This is a genomic window from Paenibacillus sp. ClWae2A, assembly GCF_032452295.1.
Lineage (GTDB): Bacteria > Bacillota > Bacilli > Paenibacillales > Paenibacillaceae > Paenibacillus.
Genome location: NZ_JAULSQ010000023.1, coordinates 25,413 through 49,714 on the forward strand (window position 1 = coordinate 25,413; position 24,302 = coordinate 49,714).

Genomic DNA, 24,302 nt, shown 5'->3' on the forward strand with positions numbered 1-24,302 from the left:
CAGGGATATTCAATCGGGTGCATAAGCAAACAAAATGTAGCATTTCCGCCTTAAAAACCGTTTTGCAGTATAAACGTCAATCGCGTATAATGCAAAAGGGTAATGAAAAGGTAAGATTCGGCACAAGATACTAAAGCGCGTAAGGACGAACAGACGAATGGTCATTGATTCATTGATTAGTCAGACGCTCTGCACGCTCTGGTCAATTTAATCTATATAATGAAGTGAACCGCGGACCTTTCCCGCAGGCCAGCAATGATAACGCGATATGGCGCCGAACGCTGGACGTGCTTGGGCGAACCGATTATAGTGCACCGCGCTTGATCGGGTATGGCTGATCATTAACTTTACGGAAAGAAGGTAGAGATTATGGAATTGTGGTTTACGGAGAAACAGACCCCGGTATTCGGGATCACCGCGAAGATTAAGCAGACCTATGTTACAGAGAAAACGGATTTTCAAGATTTGGCCATGGTAGAGACCGAAGAATTCGGTAACATGTTGCTTCTTGATGGCATGGTGATGACGACTGTAAAAGACGAATTCGTATATCACGAAATGGCGGCACACCCTGCGCTGAACACTCACCCGAATCCGAAAAAAGTTCTGGTTGTCGGTGGCGGCGATGGCGGAGTCATTCGTGAAGTCATTAAACATGCTGCTGTAGAAAAAGCAGTTCTCGTCGAAATTGACGGTAAAGTCATTGAATACTCTAAAAAATATTTGCCTGAAATCGCCGGCAAGTTGGACGAGCCTAATGTTGAAGTGCTCGTAAACGACGGCTACATGCATATTATTGAACATAAAAATGAATACGATGTGATCATCGTAGATTCTACGGAGCCTGTAGGCCCGGCTGCGCCATTGTTTGAGCGTGGGTTCTACCAAGGCATCTACGAAGCATTGAAAGAAGACGGAATCTTCGTTGCCCAAACGGACAACCCTTGGTTCAAGGCGGATCTGATTCAGAAGGTGAACAAAGACGTCAAAGAAATCTTCCCGATCGTACATGTGTACGGCTGTAATATTCCAACCTATCCAAGTGGTTTGTGGACATTCACCATGGGTAGCAAGAAACATGACCCGCTCGAAGTGGATGAGACTCAAATCCCGGAGATGGATACCAAGTATTACTCTCCGCGTCTGCACAAAGCAGCATTTGTACTTCCTAAATTCGTGGAAGATTTAACGAAATAAAAGGGGAAATCATTAATGAAACTGGATCAAGCTTATTCAGGAAACGTATTTATTTGCAGCTCTGAGGATTATGAGAACTCCAAAGCAGTTATCTATGGCATGCCGATGGATTACACCGTCAGCTTCCGTCCGGGTTCCCGTTTCGGCCCATCTCATATCCGTCAGGCATCGGTTGGACTTGAAGAGTACAGCCCATATCTCGACAAAAGCATTGTAGACATGACATACTTTGACGCTGGAGACCTGCTCTTGCCTTTCGGTAACGCGGGACGCAGCCTTGAGGTAATTCATGAATACATCGGCAGTCTGCTCGCTGACGACAAATTCCCAGTTGGTCTCGGTGGCGAGCATCTGGTTACTTGGCCAGTCATCCAACAGATGTACAAGAAATACCCGGATCTTATTCTGATTCATATTGATGCACACGCTGACCTTCGTGAAAACTACGAAGGCGAGCCATTGTCCCACTCCACGCCAGTGCGTAAAGCGGCTGAGTTGATGGGTGGCCAAAACATCTATCAGTTCGGTATCCGTTCTGGCTCTCGTGAGGAGTTCCAGTATGGCCGCGAGAACATCAACTTCTATCCATTTGAAGTGGCAGCTCCGATGAAGGAAGCTCTTCCGAAGATGGGCAACCGTCCGGTGTATGTGACCATCGACATCGATGTGCTTGATCCTTCAGCAGCACCAGGAACAGGTACGGCAGAAGCGGGCGGCATTACGTCCAAGGAACTGCTGGAAGCCATTCATATGATCGCAGGATCTGATGTAAATGTAGTTGGTTGTGACTTGGTTGAAGTTGCACCAATCTATGATCCAACACAACAGACACAGATTGTAGCTGCCAAGCTGATCCGTGAAATGCTGCTTGGATTCGTGAAATAATCACAGAATAATCGATAAGTATAACGCTCTCTGTCTGCGCGGTTTCCAATCTGTGCAGGGGAGGGCGTTTTTTATTGCTAACGTTTATCTGCCTGTCCTCAACTATTCCAGCTTAAGGAACGGGCTGGATGATAGAGCCGAGATTATTCTGCCAAACAAAATAACGAAGTTAAATTAAGTTAAGTTAACTTAACTTAATTTAACTTTTGTACAGAGCTGTGCTATACTGACTATATAAGCATTCAGTAGTATATTAATTGATATATTACATTCGTGAAGTATATGGTGATCGGGTTCGACCATATACTAAAAAAGAGCCTTCACCGCGTCAACGGTAAAGACTCTTAGGACCCGAAAGGCTGTGGATTGCCACGGCGTGCATGAACTAAATAATGCTATTCAAGCGAAACCCACCGTCAGGCTTCCGACCTTATGAGGTGGGTTTTCGCTTGCTACGAAACTTTTTACGCAACCAACGGTAAAGCTTTCGCCCACTCAGTACAATACTGAGGATCGCAGCAATCCATCGGATTACATCAAGCAACGCCACAAGTTTGACCATCGACGTCACCCCCTTTCGGGAAGCTGCGCCGTGGTCTGGAAAACATCCACCGATATTCAAAAGTCCATAACATTAATTATAGCACGTATGTTCCCTTGTCTCTACCATTTATTTCATGTGTTAGTATAGCTCGCACATGCAGATTTCCTGCCTTGGCATGACTCCATCTTAGTATTTATGTATAATATGGAAATATAGGAAGGTGAACAAATATGCGTGTGATTCGGGCTCAATTGAGTATGTATCCCAAATGGCTAACTGCAGTTTTTATAGTGTTTGTCATCAATTTTGTATTAGCAGTGACGATATTTCTCAACTTCACGTTGATGGTGGCTGATCTGGCCATGCTTTTTGCTGCATATAGTATTCGTGAATATAAATACAACAAAATATATTTTAGTTTATGCCTTTTATTAAGTATCAGTTTTGTTATCCTTGCTGTGGTGACGTATCCCATTTAACTTAGAGTACACAACGTTTGGTGATGAACCACCCTTGCCTACATGATCCAATCATGGGTAAAGGTGGTTTTTTTTTTGCGAAATTGTCATCAGGGTTAATCAGATTGTTACGTTAGAACCATCATATTTGGGTAAAACCATAGAAGGAGGTGTTACGATGACAACCAAGAGTACAATGACATGGAAACGGATTGGTGCACTCGCATTATCGTTAACGCTGGCTTGGGGGATGGGACCGGTACATACGCTATCAGGTGCTAACGCTGCATCCCCACAGGCATGTGGAAAGGGAGATCATGGACTATCTGCTACATTGAAAAAGGGCAGCGGTGTGGAAGAGCAACACCTGCAATTTACTGACATTGATTTTCTTAATGATACAACTGGACGAGCTGGGGGTGAAGGCTTCCTGATCGGTACTTCGAATGCAGGATGTACGTGGCAGTCCATTTATAGCGGACAATGGCAATTCACACAGCTTGATTTTCCGAATAATGTGAACGGATATGCGCTGGCGCGAGTGAAGGATTCACCTGCAACCTATCTGATCCGTACCAATGATGGAGGATCTAACTGGACGCGGCTCAACACGCCGGGCATTCAATTCAAACGGATTGATTTTCGCAATAAAGATGTAGGTTATGGTTACACCTATAATGGGGCATATCAGACGAAGGATGGCGGGGTAACCTGGAGTAAAATGAACACGCCTGCCAACACGCGTGCAGCTGCCTTTACGACAGAGAAGCAAGGGTATGCCGTCGTGGTTGTACCTGGATCGGGATATCATTTCAAGCAAACGAGTGATGGCGGCAAAAACTGGACAACCTCTCTTCGAGTTGTCTCGGACACATGGAGCGGAGCGGATCTGTATGCACATGGCCAGCAGGTATGGGCTCTTCTGTATGGTGATGCAGGCATGTCCCAACAATCGTACTCCCTCTATGCGAGCGGTAATCAAGGCAAGAACTGGACCCAAGTATTTGCGCAATCTACAGCAGGAGGAGGACCTGCACCCGGTACAAACATTACGGGCAAAGGAACCGGACCCGCCAATCCAGGTGGTCATCCCGGAAACATGGCGTTGATTGGTAATCGGACGGCTTATCTGTCTGCAGGTTCACCCGCAGCTGGCAAAGTGGGTATTGGACGTTCTTATGATACAGGTTCCACGTGGAAAAACGTTGACTTGAAAGATCCGGGGTACAGTTCCCGTATCTCTTTCCCATCGGCCAAGACGGGGTGGCTCGTAGTAACAAGTGATAACTCCCCTGCGATCTATCAGACTAAAGATGGTGGAACGACGTGGACACAAAAAATGTTGTTGCCTTCAGAGCAGGATTAAATAGCCTGTTATTCTGAAATAACAACGGGGCAAATCCAAATTAGAAATGAATGATAATCAATTTGGTATGTCTCCGCATGGATATCTATAATGAACAAGCCCCTTCCTGGCTAATGATGCGGGAAGGGGCTTGTTTGTGTAGAAATAAAAACGGTTGAAACCTACTCTAAAACAAGTTATTGTAAGCGATAACAATACATTATATGGAGGTTGAAATAATGGTTGATGTTATTCTAAAGGCTAATTCAGATCAAGGATTAATAAATCGCAATATATATGGTCACTTTTCCGAACACTTGGGACGTTGTATTTATGAGGGGCTGTGGGTAGGAGAAGATTCGCCTATTCCGAATACAGATGGGATTCGGAATGATGTATTGACGGCTTTGCAGAAGCTTAATATTCCTGTACTTCGCTGGCCAGGCGGTTGTTTTGCCGATGAATATCACTGGAAAGATGGTGTGGGTCCGAAGAGTGAGCGTGCTCGTATGATTAATACACACTGGGGCGGTGTGGAAGAGAACAACCACTTTGGTACACATGAATTCTTGAGATTATGTGAGCTACTCGGCACGGAGCCATATATCAGTGGTAACCTGGGTAGCGGTACAGTACAAGAGATGCAGGAATGGGTGGAATACATCACGTTTGACGGCGAATCTCCGATGGCGAACTGGCGTAAGAGTAACGGTAGGGAAGAACCGTGGAAACTGAAATATTTTGGCGTGGGAAATGAGAACTGGGGATGCGGCGGCAATATGCGTCCTGAATATTATGCGGATGAATATCGCCGGTATGCTACATATGTACGTAACTATTCCGGGAACGAGATCTATAAAATCGCTTGTGGACCCAACGAAGGCAACTATGAATGGATGGAAGTCCTGATGCGAGAGGCTGCTCGCTTTATGGACGGAATCAGTCTTCATTATTACACCATCCCTACAGGAGAGTGGAATGATAAAGGTGCAGCTACAGGATTCGGCGAGGCTGAATGGTTCACCACCTTGAAGAAGACGTTATATATGGAAGAACTGCTGGTGAAACACTCCGAGATTATGGACAAATATGATCCAGAGGGCAGAGTCGGCATTATTGTGGACGAATGGGGCACGTGGTATAACGTTGAGCCGGGAACCAATCCAGGGTTCCTATATCAACAGAATACGATGCGGGACGCTGTACTTGCAGGTGTTAACCTGAATATTTTCAACCAACATAATAAACGGGTACACATGGCGAATCTTGCACAGATCGTCAATGTGCTTCAATCACTTGTGCTCACGGAAGGGGACAAAATGCTCCTGACACCTACGTATCATGTATTTGATATGTATCAGGTTCATATGGATGCGCAGCGACTGGATTTGAATTATGAAAGCCCTGGATATACCTTCGGAGAAGAAACCATTCCTCAGCTCAGCTTGTCAGCCTCCCGCAACAAGGATGGGGTCATTCATGTGACAGCTTGTAATCTGAGTCATACCGATGAGTTGGAAGTTGTGTGTCAGCTGGACGCAGCTCAAGCGGCTAAAGTATCCGGGCAGATTCTGCACCATACTGATTTTGGTGCATTCAATACCTTTGAACAGCCGAATCATGTTCAGCCTGTGGCGTGGGAAAGACTCACACTGGAGAATAACATCTTGCGTTTTGTTCTTCCTCCAGCTTCGGTTGGGGTCATCGCTGTTTAGGGTTAATGATGAAAAGGCAGGAACCTTGCAAGGGCTGCAATGATCAGTATGATGTGAAGATTAGCGATGCCAAAATGGCCAGACTTGTGGAGATTGCCTCGCGTTCGCGTCCGACGGTACAGGATGAGGAATATGAACGTCGGCTCTCCATCTGCTCTGCTTGTCCGGGATTGCAATATGGCACAACTTGTCGGCACTGTGGCTGTCTCGTACAGGTGCGAGCGAAGCTGAGTGAGTCGACATGTCCTTTTCCTTATGAATCGCAATGGACCTGATCGGATGAATGAATCTTATTATAATGAAGCAAAAGGGAGTTGCACTTTACAGGTGTGGCTCTTCTTTTTTGGCTTGATGAGGAAAAAACTCTGAATTTGGATTTGAATTGAGCGAGGGAACTGGATATAGTTATACAGTAGAGTGTAGGATAGCGAGCTATCCGGGAATATGAGCGCGTATAGCGACACAACAATACGGGAAGGGCTGTTCTCACCGGCCGTGCCTGATTTTGCGTCGCCTCGAATATAATGGAGGTTAACATTCATGTCGAACATGCGACCGGTACACATCCGGCTGCACAGCCGTTATGAAGGTGAAGATGTGCTGCAGGAAATGCAGGGTGAAGCCGTGTTAAAAGGGTCCGTTCTTTATGTTCGTTATGAAGAACCGCAGGTTGGACCTGAAGGAGGCACAACCCGTACAACAATGAAGCTGGGCGGACAATCCATCAAGATTATACGTCATGGTGAGGTGGAATCGGAGCAGACTTTTGAATTGAATCGGAAGCTTCCTGGTTTCTACCGATCGCCATACATGTCGTTTGCCCTGTCCACGCATACACAGAAGCTGGAACTTTCCATTCAGGGATTGAGCGCACGCGCAGCGTGGAGCTACGACTTTTACCGCTTTGATGAAGAATCCGGACATTTCGCGATTAGTTTGCATATACAGGAGGAACCAATTTCATGACACGTAATCCACTAGATACGATTAACGAACGGGTAAGTACGGCCATCGGCAACGCCATTGTGACGGCCGGAATTGTTACGCAGGACGAATTGCCAGCCATCACATTGGAAGTGCCGCGTGAGAAGACACACGGGGACTTGGCGACCAATGCTGCCATGCAGCTGACCAAGATTGCCAAGCGCAATCCGCGTCAGATTGCTGAAGAGATCATTGCCAATCTGAATCTGGCTGAAGCGGGAATCGAGAAGGCTGAGATTGCGGGCCCAGGATTCATTAACTTCAAATTGGACAAGAGTTACCTTTACCCAGTACTTGCGCTTGTGCAGGAGCAGGGTAAAGATTACGGAAGAATCAACATCGGAGAAGGACGCAAAGTCGAGATGGAGTTTGTCAGTGCCAACCCGACAGGCAGCCTGCATCTGGGCCATGCCCGTGGAGCAGCTGTAGGTGATGCACTATGTAACATCCTTGACTACGCAGGATATGATGTAACCCGTGAATACTACATTAATGATGCAGGTAATCAGGTGTTTAATCTGGCTCGTTCCATTGAAGCTCGTTATCTGCAAGAGCTAGGTCAGGATGCTGAGATGCCTGAAGACGGTTATCACGGTGAAGATATTAAAGGATTCGCCAAGCAACTTGTTGCTGAAAAGGGTGACGAATTGCTGTCCATGCATCCGGGTGACCGTGCGGCTTATTTCCGTGACTTTGGCCTGGAGAAGGAACTGGACAAGATCAAACGTGACTTGAATCGCTTCCGTGTTAACTTTGACATCTGGTTCAGCGAAACTTCCCTGTATGACAACGGAGAAGTTCTGCGAGTACTTGATGAATTGCGTGACCGCAATGAGATCTATGAGCAAGATGGAGCAACTTGGTTGAAAACGATGCAGTATGGTGACGACAAAGAACGTGTATTGATCAAGAACGATGGCACGTACACGTATCTGACGCCGGACATTGCTTATCACCGTGACAAATATGCGCGTGGATACGACACAATGATCAACATCTGGGGTGCCGATCACCACGGATATATTCCACGGATGAAAGCCGCGATGCAAGCACTGGGTAATGACCCTGAGAAACTGGTGGTCTTGATTGCACAGATGGTGAGCTTGTTCCAGAACGGTGAAAAAGTGAAGATGTCCAAGCGTACAGGTAAAGCTGTAACGATGGAAGACCTGATGGATGAAGTCGGCATTGATGCCATCCGTTACTTCTTCACAATGCGCAGCATGGACTCCCATCTGGACTTTGACATGGACCTTGCCATTTCGACATCCAATGAGAATCCGGTATTCTACGTACAATACGCGCATGCACGTGTATGCAGCGTATACCGTCAGGCTGAAGAACAAGGTATTGAACTGCTGCCATTGGCACAGATTGACCTGTCCAAGCTCACAACAGAGCACGAGTATGACCTTCTCCGCAAAATGGGAGAGCTGCCTGAAGAAATCTCGGCAGCGGCAACAGGATATGCGCCTCATCGTATCATCCGTTATGTATACGAGCTGGCATCCCTGTTCCACAGCTACTACCGTGCAGAACGCGTTATTACGGAAGATGCGCAGCAAACTCAAGCACGTCTGGCACTGATCGGTGCTGTGCGTACCGTTATCGCAACAGCGCTTCGTCTGGTAGGCGTAACTGCTCCAGACAAAATGTAAATTCCAGGCTCGCGGCTTGCCGTCGCTCTGCCTAAGGCAAAAAGTCTCCATGTCCACGTTGTATCTTCAACGTGGTACATGGAGACTTTTTTGTTGTGTACCGGAGCTGCAGAAAACGAAATGCCTGGTCCAAGGCACACTAGCCTGCCCTGACATCACAGCGGGCGCAACCTAGAGTCTCAGCCGCTACGTAATACTCCTCGTGCGTACTGCCTGAGCCAGGCTACTGCGTTTCGCCACGCCTCAATCAAGTTCTGCTTACGGCTGGCAGAGCTGGCTCACTCCCCGCCCTCCTGCATTAGCTTCAGGGCATCAATCTCACCACCGCGCACCTTACTTTTTGCGGTGGTGGTCTTGCGGGCGCGCAGAGGGATTGTAGCACGCTTGACGAGTGTCTTGATTTCACTGGGGGATAACCCTGGATGTTTTGAGAGCAGCAAGGCGATAGCGCCACTCACATGGGACGTCGCCATGGATGTGCCACTCATCTCGTGATGCTTGCCTTGTACCCAAGAGGAGACGATCTTATCACCGGGTGCATAGACATCCACGTATGCGCCACGATTGCTGAAGGACGCAATGCGTCTGTTTTTGTCGGTTGCCCCAACGGATATGGTCTGCGGATACCTTGCCGGATAATCAATACTGCGGCGTTTGCCGTCATTTCCTGACGAAGCAACAATGACGATTCCGGCATGATATGCACGATTGACAACGTCAAGAAGCGCCTTGCTGCGTGTTTTCATGCCAAAGCTCATATTGATGATATCGACCTTGTTGCGTACACACCAGTCGATGCCAAGTACAATGTCGGATACATAAGCCGATCCGTTGTGGTCAAATGCTTTCACCGGATAGATCAGGGAGCGTGGAGCTACACCAATCATGCCTGCGGTACTGTTGGCAGCAGCGATAGTCCCTGCAATGTGGGTGCCGTGTCCGTTATCATCATGAGGAAGCAGGCTGCGGTTTAACAGATTGATTCCGCGTGCCAGTGAATAGCGAAGATCAGGATGGTGATAATCAGCACCTGTATCAATCACACCGATTTTAATCCGGTGCCCGGTAGACACAGACCATACTTTGGGCGCCCGAATCTGCTTCACTCCCCAGGGTATGCCTTGAGCATTGCTTGGTTTGCTGTGGAGTGCGGTGGCATGAAGGGAGATGGGTACGTCTGCTTCAATCGTAATTTCATCTCCATAGCGGTGCAGGTCCTCCGGGTGTTGGACTGGAGCGATAATGGAATGAGCCAGTCGCGAGGAACGGACAGCCCCAAGATCGGTGAATTCATTCCGCATTCGAGACAATTCTACGAGGCAGGCCTCGTACTGTTGCGGTTTGGCAAATCGGATCAAATATCGCCCTCCCTGTTCTGGTTCAGGGCGTCGCATTCCGTCAATCAATTGATGCAATAAACCAGTATAGTCCATAATGGGCAGCCCCCCTCGGGATGAACATGCTGAGGTATTCTATGAATGCGCTCATCCCGCCGCATGGGGAACTTGCCCTTTTTTTACAAAAACACATTCTCTTCGTGTCAAAACGGGCGCAGGGACATATGATGGATGGAGAGCTAGAGGGCTCTTGCGGGGAACCTGGTGAGGAGTAATCCTCCAAGGGTATACAGTCAGAAGGCGGAGGGGACTCCGTCTTTTTTATTATGGAGTTGTCTCTTTGGCAAAAGAGGATATTCTTGTGGGTTCGATGTCACTTCACGTTCAATATATGGACATATTGTTGCTGCTCTCCGCATTTGCGTCACATCCGTACATAAAAACTTGCTTTTTAACGCTAAATAGGTTTTACTTAGGTTTGTTAATGGATATGTTATACGTAACAGTCCAGTTCGTAGGGGTTAAAAAGTGAATTTTGTGTGAGAGGAAGTGTCTGCAGTGAGTACCTCGCTCAATTTGAAAATTGATAAAGAAAAGGTAAAAGAGATCCCTTTGGTGGACCTTGCCTTTATGGTGCTGAAAGCGGCTAATACGCCGTATTACTATCGTGACTTGATGAATGAGGTAGCGAAGCAGCGCGGAATGACTGATGAAGAAATCAACGAGTTTATCGCCCAGCTATATACCGAGATTAATATCGATGGCCGTTTTGCTTGCGTCGGTACAAGTCTGTGGGGCTTGAAGCGCTGGTATCCGGTAGCTGGAACAGAAGATTCCATGACGGGTGCGAAGCGTCCGCGTATCATCAACGATGAAGACGATGATCTGGAAGATGAAGACTTCGGTGAAGAAGAAGACAGCTATAACAGCGATGAAGACTTCGACAGCCCGGATAAAGACGAAGAAGAAGACGAAGAAGATGAAGAAGAAGACGACATCTTTGACGAAGAAGACAGCGAAGAAGAAGTGCTGGTTGAAGATGACGATCTGGAAGATGAAGACCTCGAAGAAGACGAAGAAGAGTCCGAAAACGAGGATGAATTTGACGACGATTCTGATAATCGGTAGTCATTTTTGACGTCTATAATTTACCCGTTTCCCCGGAATAGTCAGCCTTGACAGCGGACGGGGTAACGGGTAAACTATTGCATGGGCTTATGAATGAGCGACAATATATTTATGTTTTTTATAGAAGGTGCCCCGTCCTGCGGGAGTACTTTTTTTTGTATTTTTAGAGGCATAATTTTGCAAAATGATTTCTTTTCCGTATGCTCCCGGCCAACATTTCGTGGCCCGTTTTTGTATATCAAAAACACCAAATGGAATGAAGGCTACCGGAATATTTGCACCATTTTTTGCTGTAGAACAACGTGTATTTAAACCGTCTTCGCAGAAAGAGCAGTTCGCAGATGCAGGGAATTTCTTCCATTGCTCTTTTTAACGATGATTACCTGGGAAACAGGTTACGATAACACCATATATCGCCTGAATTTCTGTACTTATATTAGGAGGGTAATAACAGTGACAAAGTATATTTTCGTGACAGGCGGAGTTGTGTCCTCCCTGGGCAAAGGGATTACGGCTGCTTCGCTGGGCAGATTGCTGAAAAACAGAGGGCTTAAAGTAACGATCCAGAAATTTGATCCATATATCAACATCGACCCGGGGACAATGAGTCCTTATCAGCACGGCGAGGTTTTTGTAACGGATGATGGCGCGGAAACGGATCTGGATCTTGGCCACTATGAACGTTTTATTGATATCAATCTCTCCAAAAACAGCAACGTCACGACTGGTAAAGTATACTCTTCCGTCATCAGCAAAGAGCGACGCGGGGAATATCTGGGCGGAACGGTACAAGTTATTCCACACATTACGAACGAGATCAAAGAGCGTGTATTCCGCGCTGGACGTGAAGCGGGTTCGGATGTGGTTATTACGGAAATTGGTGGAACAGTGGGCGACATCGAGAGTTTGCCTTTCCTGGAAGCCATTCGTCAGATCAAGAGTGATGTAGGTCGCGACAATGTGATGTACATCCACGTAACACTTATTCCTTATATCAAAGCAGCTGGTGAAGTGAAAACAAAACCAACGCAACATAGTGTTAAGGAATTACGCAGCATCGGTATTCAACCGAATGTGATTGTATGCCGTACCGAGTATGAATTGTCTAACGACATGAAAGCCAAGATTGCTCTCTTCTGCGACATTGATGAGAATGCCGTGGTTGAATGTCGTGATGCAGACACGTTGTATCAAGTACCTTTGAACCTACGTGAAGAAGGCTTGGATGAGATCGTGGTAAATCACCTGAAACTGACTACTCCTGCACCGGATATGAGCGAGTGGGAAGGGCTGGTTGACCGGATCAACAAGTTGGAGCATACAGTTGAGATCGCTATTGTTGGTAAATATGTAGCGTTGCATGATGCATACCTGAGTGTTGTTGAGTCGTTGTCTCATGCAGGATTTGCATCCAATGCTGATGTGAAAATTCGCTGGGTTCCTTCTGAAGATATTACGGATGAGAATGTAGGCGACCTGTTACATGGTATTGGCGGTATCCTTGTTCCTGGTGGATTCGGAGATCGTGGTATTGAAGGTAAAGTATCGGCAATCCGTTATGCTCGTGAGAAACAAATTCCGTTCTTCGGTATTTGCCTGGGTATGCAGGTTTCCGTTATTGAGTATGCACGTTCCATCGTTGGTTTGAATGGTGCGAACAGTTCCGAAATTAATCCGGCTACGGAATTCCCTGTGATCGATCTGTTGCCTGAGCAAAAAGATATCGAGAATCTGGGTGGCACGATGCGTCTGGGTCTGTATCCTTGTAAGCTCCAGGAAGGTTCTTTGGCGATGGCTTGTTATGATGACGAGCTGGTGTATGAGAGACACCGTCACCGGTATGAGTTCAACAATGAATATCGTGAAACGATCGAAAAAGCAGGACTGGTCATCTCGGGTACATCCCCGGATGGACGTCTGGTTGAGATCGTGGAACTTCCAGGACACCCATGGTTCCTGGCGGTACAATTCCATCCGGAATTCACTTCCCGTCCGAACCGTCCGCAACCATTGTTCCGTGAGTTTGTAAAAGCTTCTCTGGAGAATGCGCAGAAGTAATACATGGTTGTATTGTTTAACGTAATAGATATTGGGGATGTTCCTGGCAACCATAGCGGATGCCGGAACATCCTTTTTTTTTTCGTAAAAAGCAGGTGGAAATGCTTTTTGTCATTTTGTGAAGGTAGCAGGATTTTAATGGAAGAGGTAGAATACTTATCATGACGACTATGGGATAGTTATCCAGATTCGAAGATGTACATGCTTTCCTAATTCTAGGAGGTTACAGAGTGGAAGATAAAAAAGTTTTGATTGTTGATGACCAGAATGGTATTCGAATCCTGTTAATGGAAGTGTTCAGCAGTGAGGGGTATAACACGTTTCAAGCACCCAACGGCAAGGTTGCTCTGGAGATTGTGAATAATGACAAGCCTGACCTGGTATTGCTCGATATGAAGATTCCTGGGATGGATGGTCTGGAAATCCTGAAGCATATTAAAGAAATTGATCCGGGTATCAAGGTGATCATGATGACCGCTTATGGTGAACTGGACATGATTAAGGAAGCCACGGATCTCGGAGCGCTCATGCACTTTACGAAACCGTTTGATATCGACGAGATGCGAGTGGCTGTGAATATGCAACTTCGCAACGGTACTGCCAATAAATGCAGCTGAATCCTGTTGATACAGGATTTTTTTGCGTGTGGAGAACATAGAAGGTACTTGGTGGGAAAATGAGGTATTTCACTCCTTCATCCGGGGAATATTGGAAATGGGGAAGTTATAAAGCGGTGTCTATGAAAACTGTGCTGCAAAGCACAGCATTTTTGCAAATGCTTGTTTAGTATTTGACATGGGATGTGGTATAATAAGCCCGTATGTGATTTCGGCTAAAAACCATAGACACAACCCAAACCCCTAGGAGGATTGAAACCATGCCATTAGTATCTATGACAGACATGTTGAACAAAGCACTTGAAGGAAAATATGCAGTTGGTCAATACAACATCAATAACCTTGAGTGGACTCAAGCGATTCTTGGTGCTGCTGAAGAAGAGAAATCCCCAGTAATCTTGGGTGTATCCGAAGGCGCAGCACGTCACATTGGTGGCTTCTACACTGTAGTTAAAATGGTAGAAGGACTCATTCACGACATGAAAATCACTGTTCCAGTTGCAATTCACCTGGACCACGGTTCAAGCTTCGACAAGTGTAAAGAAGCGATCGACGCTGGATTCACATCCGTAATGATCGACGGTTCCCACCACTCTATCGATGAGAACATCGAAATGACTAAAAAAGTTGTTGAATATGCACACGCTAAAGGCGTTTCTGTAGAAGCTGAAGTAGGTACTGTAGGCGGACAAGAAGACGACGTTATTGGCGGTATCATGTACGCTGACCTGAACGAGTGTATCCGTATCGTTAAAGAAACAGGTATCGATACATTGGCACCAGCTCTTGGTTCCGTACACGGTCCTTACCATGGCGAGCCTAACCTGGGCTTCAAAGAAATGGAAGAAGTTCGTGACGCGGTACAAGTTCCACTCGTATTGCACGGTGGTACAGGTATCCCTAAACACGACATCGACAAAGCCATTTCCCTGGGTACGTCCAAAATTAACGTAAACACAGAGAACCAAATTGCTTTTGCAAGAGTGGTTCGCGAAGTGCTTGCAGCTAAACCAGACGCTTACGATCCACGTACATTCATCGTACCAGGCCGTGAAGCAATTAAAGAAACCGTTAAAGGTAAAATCCGCGAGTTTGGTTCTAACAACAAAGCGTAATTTATCTTTACCAGTTCCATACTGTGAAATGGAAAAACACCGCCTAGCCGGTGTCTTTCCATTTTCACACCATATTTCTACATCGGAAGCCAACAGCACGTATTGCCGTTCATCGGCTGCAAAACACGTAGGGGGACATTAAGCTTTATGGAAAAATTGATGATTAGTGGCGGACGTCCGTTACAGGGAACTGTAACTATAAGCGGCGCCAAGAACAGCGCCATTGCGCTTATTCCTGCAGCATTGCTTGCCGAGTCAGAAGTCGTGTTGGACAACCTGCCGCTTTTGAGTGACGTGGCGGTTTATGCAGAAATTTTGGAGGAACTCGGAGCACATGTGACTTGGGAAGGCAGTCAGATGAAGATTGACCCTTCTGACATCAAATCCATTCCTATGCCGAATGGTCCCGTGAAGAAGCTTCGTGCTTCGTATTATATGATGGGTGCATTGCTAGGGCGTTTCAAAGAAGCGACCATAGGTTTACCAGGGGGCTGTAATTTTGAGCCTCGTCCAATTGATCAACATATTAAAGGGTTTGAAGCGCTTGGCGCAACCGTAACAAACGAACATGGCTCCATTCATTTGCATGCCAAAGAGCTGCGCGGAGCAAAAATCTATCTTGATGTAAGCAGTGTCGGCGCAACCATTAATATCATGCTGGCGGCTACTCGTGCCAAAGGCTCTACAATTATCGAAAACGCGGCTAAAGAGCCTGAGATTATAGATGTAGCAACACTTCTGAATTCCATGGGTGCCAGCATCAAGGGTGCAGGTACCGAAACGATCCGTATTGAAGGGGTCTCGGAGCTTAAAGGCTGCCGTCATTCCATCATTCCGGACCGTATCCAAGCAGGTACGTATATGATCGCTGCAGCGGCGACGCGCGGAGATGTTCTGATTGACAATGTGATTCCCAAACATCTGGAAGCTTTAACGGCAAAGCTGCTGGAGATGGGTGTTGGCATTGAGGAATTGGATGAAAGTATACGTGTCATTGGTAAACCAAGCTATAACCACGTTGACGTGAAGGCACTTGTATATCCTGGTTTCCCAACGGATCTACAGTCACCAATGACCAGTGTTTTAACACAGGCAACCGGTGTGAGTGTCCTGAGCGACTTTGTATACAGTAATCGATTCAAGCATGTGCCTGAGTTAGTGCGGATGGGTGCAAAGATTCGAGTAGAAGGACGGTCAGCGATTATTGAAGGCAGTGCATTAAACGCGGCCAAAGTAAAAGCATCCGATCTTCGCGCTGGAGCAGCGCTGGTGATTGCAGGTCTCACCGTCAGTGAAGGTGTGACTGAAGTAACGGGGGTCGAATATATCGACCGCGGTTATGATCATCTGGTGACTAATCTGCGCCTGCTCGGTGCAGATGTATGGCGGGAAACTGATTAATAGGAAGCATGATGCATGATTCAGTCATACACATGTTTATTTTAACTGAACTGCATATCTTTTCGGTGATTAGGTAAACCTGTTTTAATAGAGTTCTCAGTCTCTCCGGCATAAGACGAAATGTTACTGTTTCCTTTACCGGAGGGTCTTTTTTTGAAATAAACTTCATATGGCTGTAAGAACATCATTTCTTATCCCCAACCCCCGGTTTTGTTTGAACTGCGCTCCATAGCCGGTCTATCCGGATTGATCGCCTCATTGCATCGTTCACTCAATAGCGGATCTTGCCGAATGTTGGCCATCCCACCCGGAAACTTACACTCAAAGACAAGTATTTGCATTATAACGGTTACATTCCGTACAATGGACAGAAGAGATTGTGGCAGACGCCGCTCTCTATAGCCGGAACATCTAGCGAAACTATCCATTTCACACGGACTTATTAATTGAATAGGTGGTTATTATATGGATCTACAAATTTCCGATTTGGAAGAAATGAAACTAACGGACCTTTACAAACTGGCCAAAAAATATCAGATACCTTACTATGGTACGTTAAAAAAGAAAGAATTAATCTTTGCCATATTACGCGCACAGGCTGAACAGAGCGGCCTGATGTTCATGCAAGGCGTACTCGAGATTTTACCTGAAGGTTACGGATTCTTAAGACCAATCAACTACTTGCCAAGTACGGAAGACATCTACATCTCAGCTTCTCAGATTCGCAAGTTTGACCTAAGAACAGGTGACCTCGTATCAGGTAAGTGTAGAACGCCTAAGGAAAACGAGAGATACTTCGGTTTGTTGCAAGTCAACGCTGTAAATGGTGAGAATCCATCGGCGGCTGCAGAGCGACTTCACTTCCCGGCACTAACCCCACTGTATCCGCAGAAAAAACTGGTTCTCGAAACATCCCCCAACCATTTGTCCACACGAATTATGGATGTGCTCGCCCCGGTAGGATTGGGACAGCGCGGATTGATCGTAGCACCTCCCAAAGCGGGTAAAACGCTTCTCCTCAAAGAAATTGCCAACAGCATCTCAACTAACAATCCTGAAATTGAACTATTTGTCCTGTTGATTGATGAACGTCCAGAGGAAGTAACGGATATGTCGCGTTCGGTAAAAGGGGAAGTTGTGGCTTCGACATTTGATGAACTGCCTGAGAATCATATTAAGGTGGCGGAATTGGTGCTTGAGCGTGCGCTTCGTCTCGTTGAGGCCAAAAAGGATGTTGTTATCCTGCTGGATAGCATTACGCGTCTTGCCCGTGCATATAACCTGGTTATTCCACCATCCGGTCGTACGCTTAGTGGTGGTATTGACCCAGCTGCATTCCATCGTCCGAAACGTTTCTTCGGTTCTGCCCGGAATGTGGAGGAAGGCGGAAGCCTGACTATTCTGGCAACTGCATTAATTGATACCGGATCACGTATGGATGACGTCATTTATGAAGAGTTTAAGGGTACAGGTAATATGGAGCTGCATCTGGACCGTCGTCTGGCAGAGCGTCGTATATTCCCGGCAATCGACATTCGTCGTTCCGGTACACGTCGTGAAGAAGTGTTGCTCAGCAAGGAAGAGTTGGATACAATCTGGGCGATTCGTAAAAACATGAATGATTCCCATGACTTTGTCGAAGGATTCCTGAAAAAACTTCGTAACAGCAAGACAAATGCAGAGTTTTTGGCGGCATTTGATTCGGCAGGTAATAGCCCGACAAGCAATTCGGGTACAACAACAACCCGTCGCTCCCCTAGACAGACAGCTACGTCAGGTACATCGACGTAAGTGTCGTTCGACTAATCACTTTATTTTTGCAGCATTGCTGTGAATGTTATAATACACTCGTCGTTAGGTTTAACCCATTAGATGTGAGGAGAACATCATGTATTTAGTATACGCAGATGAAAAAGGTAATGTATTTGATCATCCTTCCCTGTACGGGCTTGCCCGGAGTGGAGATATGATCGTTGAGATTATGGAAGATGAGTTAATTCCTTTGCCAGAGGGTGCAACGTTGGTTGGACTCCCAAGCACCCGGCCCATTGGTATGGACCCGGACACCGGTGAGATGTTGCCAATGCCAACGGACACACAGGCTGTAGGTGCCTTGCTTCCGCAAGGATTCACTCGTTTGTGTCTCCCGGGATATGTGAAGACGGATAAGGAGTATAAGTTGCCTTTGTTCGGTTATTCCGCAGTAGTCTGGAAAGATGGCGGTTTCTATGTCACCGCTTCGAAGTCGGATAGTCCTGAAAAATGGAATCCACTCAACTGTGATCGTGACGATGTGCGTTCCGGGGTTAAACGATTGACGGAGCAATACCCCGAGAACCGTCTTTACACCCATCTATCCAACTGTGCGCTTGGATATGAATGTCTAACTTCATCGAACACGTTCCTGAATCGTTGGGAAGGTGGAGTGCCAGTATCCTATTCTTGCAATGCAGGTTGTTTCGGGTGTATCTCCGAGCAACCGGATGATAGCGGCTTTGTTTCCCCGCAGACACGTATGAACTTCCGACCACGTGTGGATGAGATTGTGGAGGTTATGCTGGAACACCTGAAGACGCCGGAGTCCATTATTAGCTTTGGACAAGGTTGTGAAGGTGAGCCTTCCACGCAGGCCAAGCTGATTATTGAAGCGATTCGCGAAGTGCGTTCCGTAACGGACATGGGGTATATCAATATTAATACCAATGCCGGTCTGAATGATCACATTAGAGGTATTGTAGATGCTGGATTGGATCTGATGCGTGTAAGTACAATTAGTGCACTGGATGACCATTACAACGCCTACTATAAACCGCGTGGTTATACCTTAGCGAATGTTGAAAAGTCGATGAAATACGCAGCGCAGCAGGGTGTATACACCTCCATTAACTATTTGATCTTCCCGGGCGTAACAGATCGTGAAGAAGAGATTGAGGCGATGATTGAGTTTGCAAGAAGAACTGATCTACGCTTGATTCAGATGCGTAATCTCAATATTGATCCGGAGAGCTATCTGGAATTAATTCCTCCAGCTCAAGGTGATATCTTGGGCATGAAGCAGATGATTGAGATTTTTGAAGACGAGTTGCCTGATGTTGTGATCGGATCGTATACCCATGTTCCACCCGCTGGAATGGCACGTCCAAAACGGTTGATTACCTCTTAACAATAATGGATTGCAACAGGCACAAGGCCGTGTTATAATCTCAGAGTTGTGCCATTTACTCTGGGTCCGCTTGAGGCTCAGGGCGGAAAGAGGTGAAAGGTAATGAAAGAAGCAATTCATCCTAATTACACGATTGGTCAAGTATCTTGCGCTTGCGGGAATACTTTTGAGACAGGTTCGGTTAAAGACGGACTTCGTGTAGAGATTTGCTCCGCGTGCCACCCGTTCTTCACAGGTAAACAGAAGTTTATCGATGCTGGCGGCCGTGTTGATCGTTTCAAGAAGAAATACGGAATCTAATAGGACAATTCTTGGAGTTGTCTGCTAATTGCATCCAACGCACCCCTGCTGATCTGGCAGGGGTTTTTATATGTTATATGTAAGCATGGTTGCTTCCGAGTTCCTCTGGTTGCAATTTGGATAACCTTACGTTATACTATTTCTTACCGTGCTAGATGGGGAGGTAGCGGTGCCCTGTAACTCGCAATCCGCTATAGCGAGGTTGAATTCCTGCTAGAGGTTTTGCCGATGTGAGGTTTGGTCCCTAAACGTGGTGTTGACGGTTGGGTCCTCCGCAATGAGTACTCATGAACCTGGTCAGGTCCGGAAGGAAGCAGCCATAAGTGAGATCACTCTTGTGCCGGAGGGTTGCCTAGCCCGAGCTATTGTTCAGGGGTGCCACTTGGATCGCAAATATCGATAGCAGGTGCACGGCTTACCATTTAAATGTAGAGACCTTTGCAGTTGTATGTATGCAGGGGTCTTTTTGATATGTCTTAAAAAACCATGCATGAATGAGTCAGATAAAGTTTGGATTCACCCTGGAATATAGTATAATGGGGGAACGACAAAGGACTCGAATGCGAAGTGGAAGGAAGGTAACGCATCATGGAGCATATCGCGTTATACCGGGCTTGGCGTCCCCAGTCGTTTCAAGATATGGTGGGGCAACAGCATATTATTCAGACCTTGCAGAACGCGATTCGTGAACAGCGGACTTCCCATGCCTACTTATTTAGCGGGCCCAGAGGAACGGGAAAGACAAGTGCCGCCAAGATTTTGGCCAAAGCTGTGAACTGCGAACGTGGGCCTGCGCCTGAACCTTGTAACGAGTGTGAAGCTTGCCGCAGGATTACGACTGGCGCTGTGATGGACGTGCAGGAGATTGACGCTGCATCCAACCGGGGCGTTGAGGAAATCCGTGATCTTCGGGAAAAGGTTAAATATGCGCCAACCGAAGTCCGGCAGAAAGTCTATATTATTGATGAAGTGCACATGCTGACGACGGAGGCATTCAATGCTTTACTCAAAACATTGGAAGAGCCACCGCCACATGTGATGTTTATTTTGGCAACAACGGAACCGCACCGCCTTCCGGCTACCATTATATCGCGCTGTCAGCGATTTGATTTTCGCCGGGTATCCCTAGAAGAGCAGACAGCAAGACTTACACTGATCTGTGAACAGGAAGGCATGGAAGCTGACCAGGATGCGCTCCAATACATTGCCCGTTTATCGGACGGTGGAATGAGGGATGCACTTAGTGTGCTGGATCAGATCTCTTCATTTACGGATGGACGAGTAACGTACCAGCAGGTCATGGACATGACGGGTGGAATTGCTTCAGAGCAATTTGCCAAACTGGCTGCTTCGCTGCTCAAAGGTGATGTTGGTCATATTTTGCAGATGATTGAAGGTTTCATGCATGAAGGAAAGAGTGCAGACAAGTGCATGGAGAATTTACTGTATTATTTCCGTGATTTGCTTATGATTAAGATGGTGCCTGATGCAGATAAACTGACGGACCGCGTACTTAATCCGGAGTCTTTCCGTGATATGGCGGAGTCATTCACCAAGGAACAACTGTTCCACATGATTGACACCCTTAATCGGTACCAGAGTGAAATGAAATATGCAGTACAGCCACAGACATTATTCGAAGTTGCATTGCTTAAACTGTGTAGTATTCCTGCTCAAGGTGAGGCTTCTGTTCAGGTGGGAACTTCAGCTCATGCAGCACCTGCTGATGGGGGAGAGATCAACCGCTTGAAGCAGCAGCTTGCTGAGTTGGAGAAGAAGTTGGATCGTGCACTAAAAAGTGGGTTGTCTGGTGGAGAAGGTGCATCGAGCGCTCCATCGCGTCCGGCAACAAGAGCTCCTGTATCGAGAGGCAACTCGCCTGCGAAGCTTCCTGCACAGTTAGATCAGTATGTTGCGCGCAAGGGAGCCCCTGAGTTCGCGGAGATCAGCAAAAAATGGAGTCAGATCCTGCAACGAGTGAAGGAAGAGAGGGTTACCGTCCACGCCTGGTTTGTGGATGGTGAGCCGGTGTCGTTGCTTGAAGACAATGTGTTGGTTGCTTTCAAAAACAACATTCACCGTGAAACAACGGAGAAGCAGGCTAACCGTGAAGTCATTGAGCGGGTGTTGTCCGAACAGCTTGGGCGTCCTGCACGATTGGTGACGATGATGCTCAAAGATTGGACCGGAGCAATGGAGGGAGCTTCTGAAGCGCCAAAGGAGGACTTTAAGCTTGAACCTGAGCATGAAGACGGCGGTTCAGGCAACAAACAGCCTTGGATTGATGAAGCCATCCAGCTCTTTGGTGAAGACCTTGTAGTGATCAAAGAATAATGCGCATCGCGCGATAACCATAACAAAGGAGATGAACAATTATGAACAACATGAACCAAATGATGAAACAAGTGAAGAAAATGCAGGAGCAAATGCTGAAAGCACAAGAGGAACTGGCGGACAAAACAGTCCAAGGTACATCTGGTGGCGGTGTAGTGACGGCTGAAGTTAACGGACACAAGAAATTGCTTGCTATCACGATCAAACCTGAAGCGGTAGATCCGGAAGATGTTGAAATGTTGCAGGATCTCGTTATGACAGCTGTTAATGATGCAATGGCCAAAGCTGATGAGATTGCCAACAAGGATATGGGCAAATTCACAGGCGGCATGAATATTCCGGGATTATTTTAATTAAAAATTGATCCTGTCAAAGGAGACACAATCGATTGTATTATCCCGAACCAATAGCCAAGCTGATTGATGCCTTCACCCGGTTGCCGGGTGTGGGTCCCAAGACGGCAGCACGTTTAGCTTTTCATGTGCTTAACATGAAGGAAGATGACGTTATCGATTTTGCCAAAGCACTCGTAAGTGTAAAGCGTAATCTTCATTACTGTTCTGTATGTTGTAATATCACTGATACGGACCCGTGTCGCATCTGTCAGGATAAGTCCAGGGATGTCTCTGTAATCTGTGTAGTTCAGGATTCGAAAGATCTGGTGGCCATGGAGCGAACCAAGGAATTTGATGGATACTATCATGTGTTACAGGGCGCGATTTCACCTATGGAGGGAATTGGCCCAGACGATATTCGTTTGAAGGAACTCCTGATCCGATTAAGTGATGAACGTATAAAAGAGATCATCCTGGCGACGAACCCCAATATTGAGGGTGAGGCTACAGCGATGTACATCTCCCGCTTGGTGCGTCCGTTTGAGATCAGTGTAACCCGGATTGCGCATGGATTGCCTGTAGGTGGCGATCTTGAGTATGCGGATGAAGTGACCCTTTCGAAAGCATTGGAAGGGCGCAGGGAGATGCGTTAGTGTGTTTAATTTGTATTACGCAGTGCACTTCCTTGGAGACTTCGGATGCTAAATAAGTTTCGATGTGCAAAGAGAGCCTTAGGGCTCTCTTTTTTTTTTTTTTTTTTGTGAAGAAAATGAATGCCTGAGTTCTAAGTTTGTCCTTTCCCTGATAAGTATGAGAATATGCTGTGCTGATCAGGAGGGGAGAGTTTATGTTTTTGTGGCGAAATACACGGAACTCGGTAGAGAAACACAACAGAATGTTGAAGGAACTTGAGGCGGATCAGATCTATGCAGATATTCAGATGGCTAAGCAGGAATGGGAACGGGCTATGAGACAGTTCGAAGATGCACAGGGGCAGGATGAGATTGATTATGCCATTTATGTATTGGAGGCAGCTGAGCGGAAGTACCAAATCCATTTGAGAAGAGCAAAGCGAGCCAGAGCTAATGATGATGTTACATCACAGCGAGGGGTTAGTATGTAGAGTCACGTTTACATTAAACACGGAGGTGTAACATATGAAGAGTATCATACTGGGGAGTGTATTGGTTGTATCGTTACTGGGACTTATCGTTGTTTTATTCAGAAAGCGGATAGGGTTATCGTTTTTCACGTCATTTGGAATTCATCTGGTGCTGGCTGCAGTGGGGATATATATCGTGAATTATTCCGGCTGGATTACAGGAACCTACATCCCACTGAACCCTGCAACGATAGGGACTGTGACTGTTTTGGGGTTGCCAGGTGTGGGACTATTATTAGGATTGAAAATTTCTTTGTTCGGATAGTTGACTCCCAGGATATTTATATGGTACATTATATCTCGTTGCTTTGCTTGCTTGGTTAGATGTTTTAGATGAAATGAAGGAGTTCATTACGAACTTCGAAAAAGAATTTCAAAAAAACACTTGACCAAAACAAATGAAGTGTGATATATTATAAAAGTCGCCGCTGAGAGAAAATGGTGACAATAAAACGAGTTTGATCTTTGAAAACTGAACAACGAGTGAGTAAACATTCTGCTTGCAGAATGAACGCGAAAGTTTGAAACAAGCCTTGGCTTGAATCAACTGGAGCATAAATGAGATT

22 protein-coding genes and 1 other RNA gene are annotated in these 24,302 nt (G+C 46.5%); 21 read left to right on the forward strand and 2 right to left on the reverse strand.

Translation table 11 applies throughout. From position 1 onward, the window contains the following. Positions 1 to 369 precede the first annotated feature (369 nt). The gene (gene speE, locus QVE09_RS30735; RefSeq protein ID WP_017691306.1) at positions 370 to 1,197 is read left to right on the forward strand and encodes a polyamine aminopropyltransferase; all 828 of its coding nucleotides are present in this window, start codon (positions 370 to 372) and stop codon (positions 1,195 to 1,197) included. Positions 1,198 to 1,212: 15 nt separating this feature from the next. After that, positions 1,213 to 2,082 carry an agmatinase gene (gene speB, locus QVE09_RS30740; RefSeq protein ID WP_017691305.1) on the forward strand — a complete coding sequence of 290 codons (870 nt, stop codon included), beginning with the start codon at positions 1,213 to 1,215 and terminating at the stop codon, positions 2,080 to 2,082. A 430-nt stretch (positions 2,083 to 2,512) separates the two neighbouring features. On the opposite strand, the gene QVE09_RS30745 is transcribed toward speB, so the two are convergent. After that, the gene (locus QVE09_RS30745) at positions 2,513 to 2,644 is read right to left on the reverse strand and encodes a hypothetical protein (RefSeq protein ID WP_017691304.1); all 132 of its coding nucleotides are present in this window, start codon (positions 2,642 to 2,644) and stop codon (positions 2,513 to 2,515) included. A gap of 618 nt (positions 2,645 to 3,262) precedes the next feature. Here QVE09_RS30745 and QVE09_RS30750 point away from each other — a divergent pair. From QVE09_RS30750 to argS, 5 genes are all read left to right on the forward strand, one after another. Next, positions 3,263 to 4,450, forward strand: coding sequence for a WD40/YVTN/BNR-like repeat-containing protein (locus QVE09_RS30750; RefSeq protein ID WP_315939833.1), 1,188 nt, complete (start codon positions 3,263 to 3,265; stop codon positions 4,448 to 4,450). A gap of 218 nt (positions 4,451 to 4,668) precedes the next feature. Further along, on the forward strand, positions 4,669 to 6,144 hold the full coding sequence (locus QVE09_RS30755; RefSeq protein WP_315939834.1) for an alpha-N-arabinofuranosidase: 1,476 nt from the start codon (positions 4,669 to 4,671) through the stop codon (positions 6,142 to 6,144). A 5-nt stretch (positions 6,145 to 6,149) separates the two neighbouring features. Further along, on the forward strand, positions 6,150 to 6,419 hold the full coding sequence (locus QVE09_RS30760; RefSeq protein WP_315939835.1) for a DUF6171 family protein: 270 nt from the start codon (positions 6,150 to 6,152) through the stop codon (positions 6,417 to 6,419). 265 nt (positions 6,420 to 6,684) lie between these two features. Beyond that, positions 6,685 to 7,110, forward strand: a complete 426-nt coding sequence (locus QVE09_RS30765) for a YwiB family protein (RefSeq protein ID WP_315939836.1) — start codon at positions 6,685 to 6,687, stop codon at positions 7,108 to 7,110. Continuing rightward, entirely contained in the window at positions 7,107 to 8,786 is a 1,680-nt protein-coding gene (gene argS, locus QVE09_RS30770) for an arginine--tRNA ligase (RefSeq protein WP_249913826.1), read from the forward strand. The genes QVE09_RS30765 and argS overlap by 4 nt, the downstream gene beginning before the upstream one ends. A 278-nt stretch (positions 8,787 to 9,064) precedes the next feature. Here the strand turns inward: argS and QVE09_RS30775 are convergent, their stop codons facing one another. Then, complete coding sequence (locus QVE09_RS30775; RefSeq protein WP_315939837.1) at positions 9,065 to 10,219, reverse strand: S8 family peptidase; 1,155 nt, start codon at positions 10,217 to 10,219, stop codon at positions 9,065 to 9,067. 462 nt (positions 10,220 to 10,681) lie between these two features. On the opposite strand from QVE09_RS30775, the gene rpoE reads away from it, so the two are divergent. The 14 genes from rpoE (at position 10,682) to QVE09_RS30845 (ending at position 24,001) form a co-directional block, all read left to right on the forward strand. Continuing rightward, complete coding sequence (gene rpoE, locus QVE09_RS30780) at positions 10,682 to 11,251, forward strand: DNA-directed RNA polymerase subunit delta (RefSeq protein ID WP_315939838.1); 570 nt, start codon at positions 10,682 to 10,684, stop codon at positions 11,249 to 11,251. A gap of 453 nt (positions 11,252 to 11,704) precedes the next feature. Next, positions 11,705 to 13,309, forward strand: a complete 1,605-nt coding sequence (locus QVE09_RS30785) for a CTP synthase (protein WP_315939839.1) — start codon at positions 11,705 to 11,707, stop codon at positions 13,307 to 13,309. Between the two features lie 230 nt (positions 13,310 to 13,539). Beyond that, complete coding sequence (locus tag QVE09_RS30790) at positions 13,540 to 13,926, forward strand: response regulator (protein ID WP_017691292.1); 387 nt, start codon at positions 13,540 to 13,542, stop codon at positions 13,924 to 13,926. Positions 13,927 to 14,186: 260 nt separating this feature from the next. Then, complete coding sequence (gene fba / locus QVE09_RS30795; protein WP_036607263.1) at positions 14,187 to 15,041, forward strand: class II fructose-1,6-bisphosphate aldolase; 855 nt, start codon at positions 14,187 to 14,189, stop codon at positions 15,039 to 15,041. Positions 15,042 to 15,188: 147 nt separating this feature from the next. Then, the gene (locus QVE09_RS30800; protein ID WP_036607261.1) at positions 15,189 to 16,442 is read left to right on the forward strand and encodes a UDP-N-acetylglucosamine 1-carboxyvinyltransferase; all 1,254 of its coding nucleotides are present in this window, start codon (positions 15,189 to 15,191) and stop codon (positions 16,440 to 16,442) included. Between the two features lie 465 nt (positions 16,443 to 16,907). Continuing rightward, a complete protein-coding gene (gene rho, locus QVE09_RS30805) occupies positions 16,908 to 18,233 on the forward strand; it encodes a transcription termination factor Rho (RefSeq protein WP_036607258.1) in 1,326 nt (441 codons plus the stop codon). 97 nt (positions 18,234 to 18,330) lie between these two features. Continuing rightward, on the forward strand, positions 18,331 to 19,605 hold the full coding sequence (locus tag QVE09_RS30810; protein ID WP_074092949.1) for a radical SAM family protein: 1,275 nt from the start codon (positions 18,331 to 18,333) through the stop codon (positions 19,603 to 19,605). A gap of 102 nt (positions 19,606 to 19,707) precedes the next feature. Beyond that, on the forward strand, positions 19,708 to 19,905 hold the full coding sequence (gene rpmE / locus QVE09_RS30815; protein ID WP_036607255.1) for a 50S ribosomal protein L31: 198 nt from the start codon (positions 19,708 to 19,710) through the stop codon (positions 19,903 to 19,905). 146 nt (positions 19,906 to 20,051) lie between these two features. Beyond that, an RNA gene (gene ffs, locus QVE09_RS30820) (signal recognition particle sRNA large type) lies at positions 20,052 to 20,319 on the forward strand. Between the two features lie 174 nt (positions 20,320 to 20,493). After that, entirely contained in the window at positions 20,494 to 22,239 is a 1,746-nt protein-coding gene (dnaX, locus tag QVE09_RS30825; protein ID WP_074092950.1) for a DNA polymerase III subunit gamma/tau, read from the forward strand. A 41-nt stretch (positions 22,240 to 22,280) separates the two neighbouring features. Further along, complete coding sequence (locus tag QVE09_RS30830; protein ID WP_036607248.1) at positions 22,281 to 22,592, forward strand: YbaB/EbfC family nucleoid-associated protein; 312 nt, start codon at positions 22,281 to 22,283, stop codon at positions 22,590 to 22,592. 35 nt (positions 22,593 to 22,627) lie between these two features. Next, a complete protein-coding gene (gene recR, locus QVE09_RS30835; protein ID WP_062838113.1) occupies positions 22,628 to 23,227 on the forward strand; it encodes a recombination mediator RecR in 600 nt (199 codons plus the stop codon). A gap of 242 nt (positions 23,228 to 23,469) precedes the next feature. Further along, entirely contained in the window at positions 23,470 to 23,697 is a 228-nt protein-coding gene (locus QVE09_RS30840; protein ID WP_051447031.1) for a DUF2508 family protein, read from the forward strand. A 34-nt stretch (positions 23,698 to 23,731) separates the two neighbouring features. Then, positions 23,732 to 24,001 (forward strand): pro-sigmaK processing inhibitor BofA family protein, encoded by a 270-nt coding sequence (locus QVE09_RS30845; protein WP_315939840.1) that lies wholly within the window; start codon positions 23,732 to 23,734, stop codon positions 23,999 to 24,001. Positions 24,002 to 24,302 lie beyond the last annotated feature (301 nt).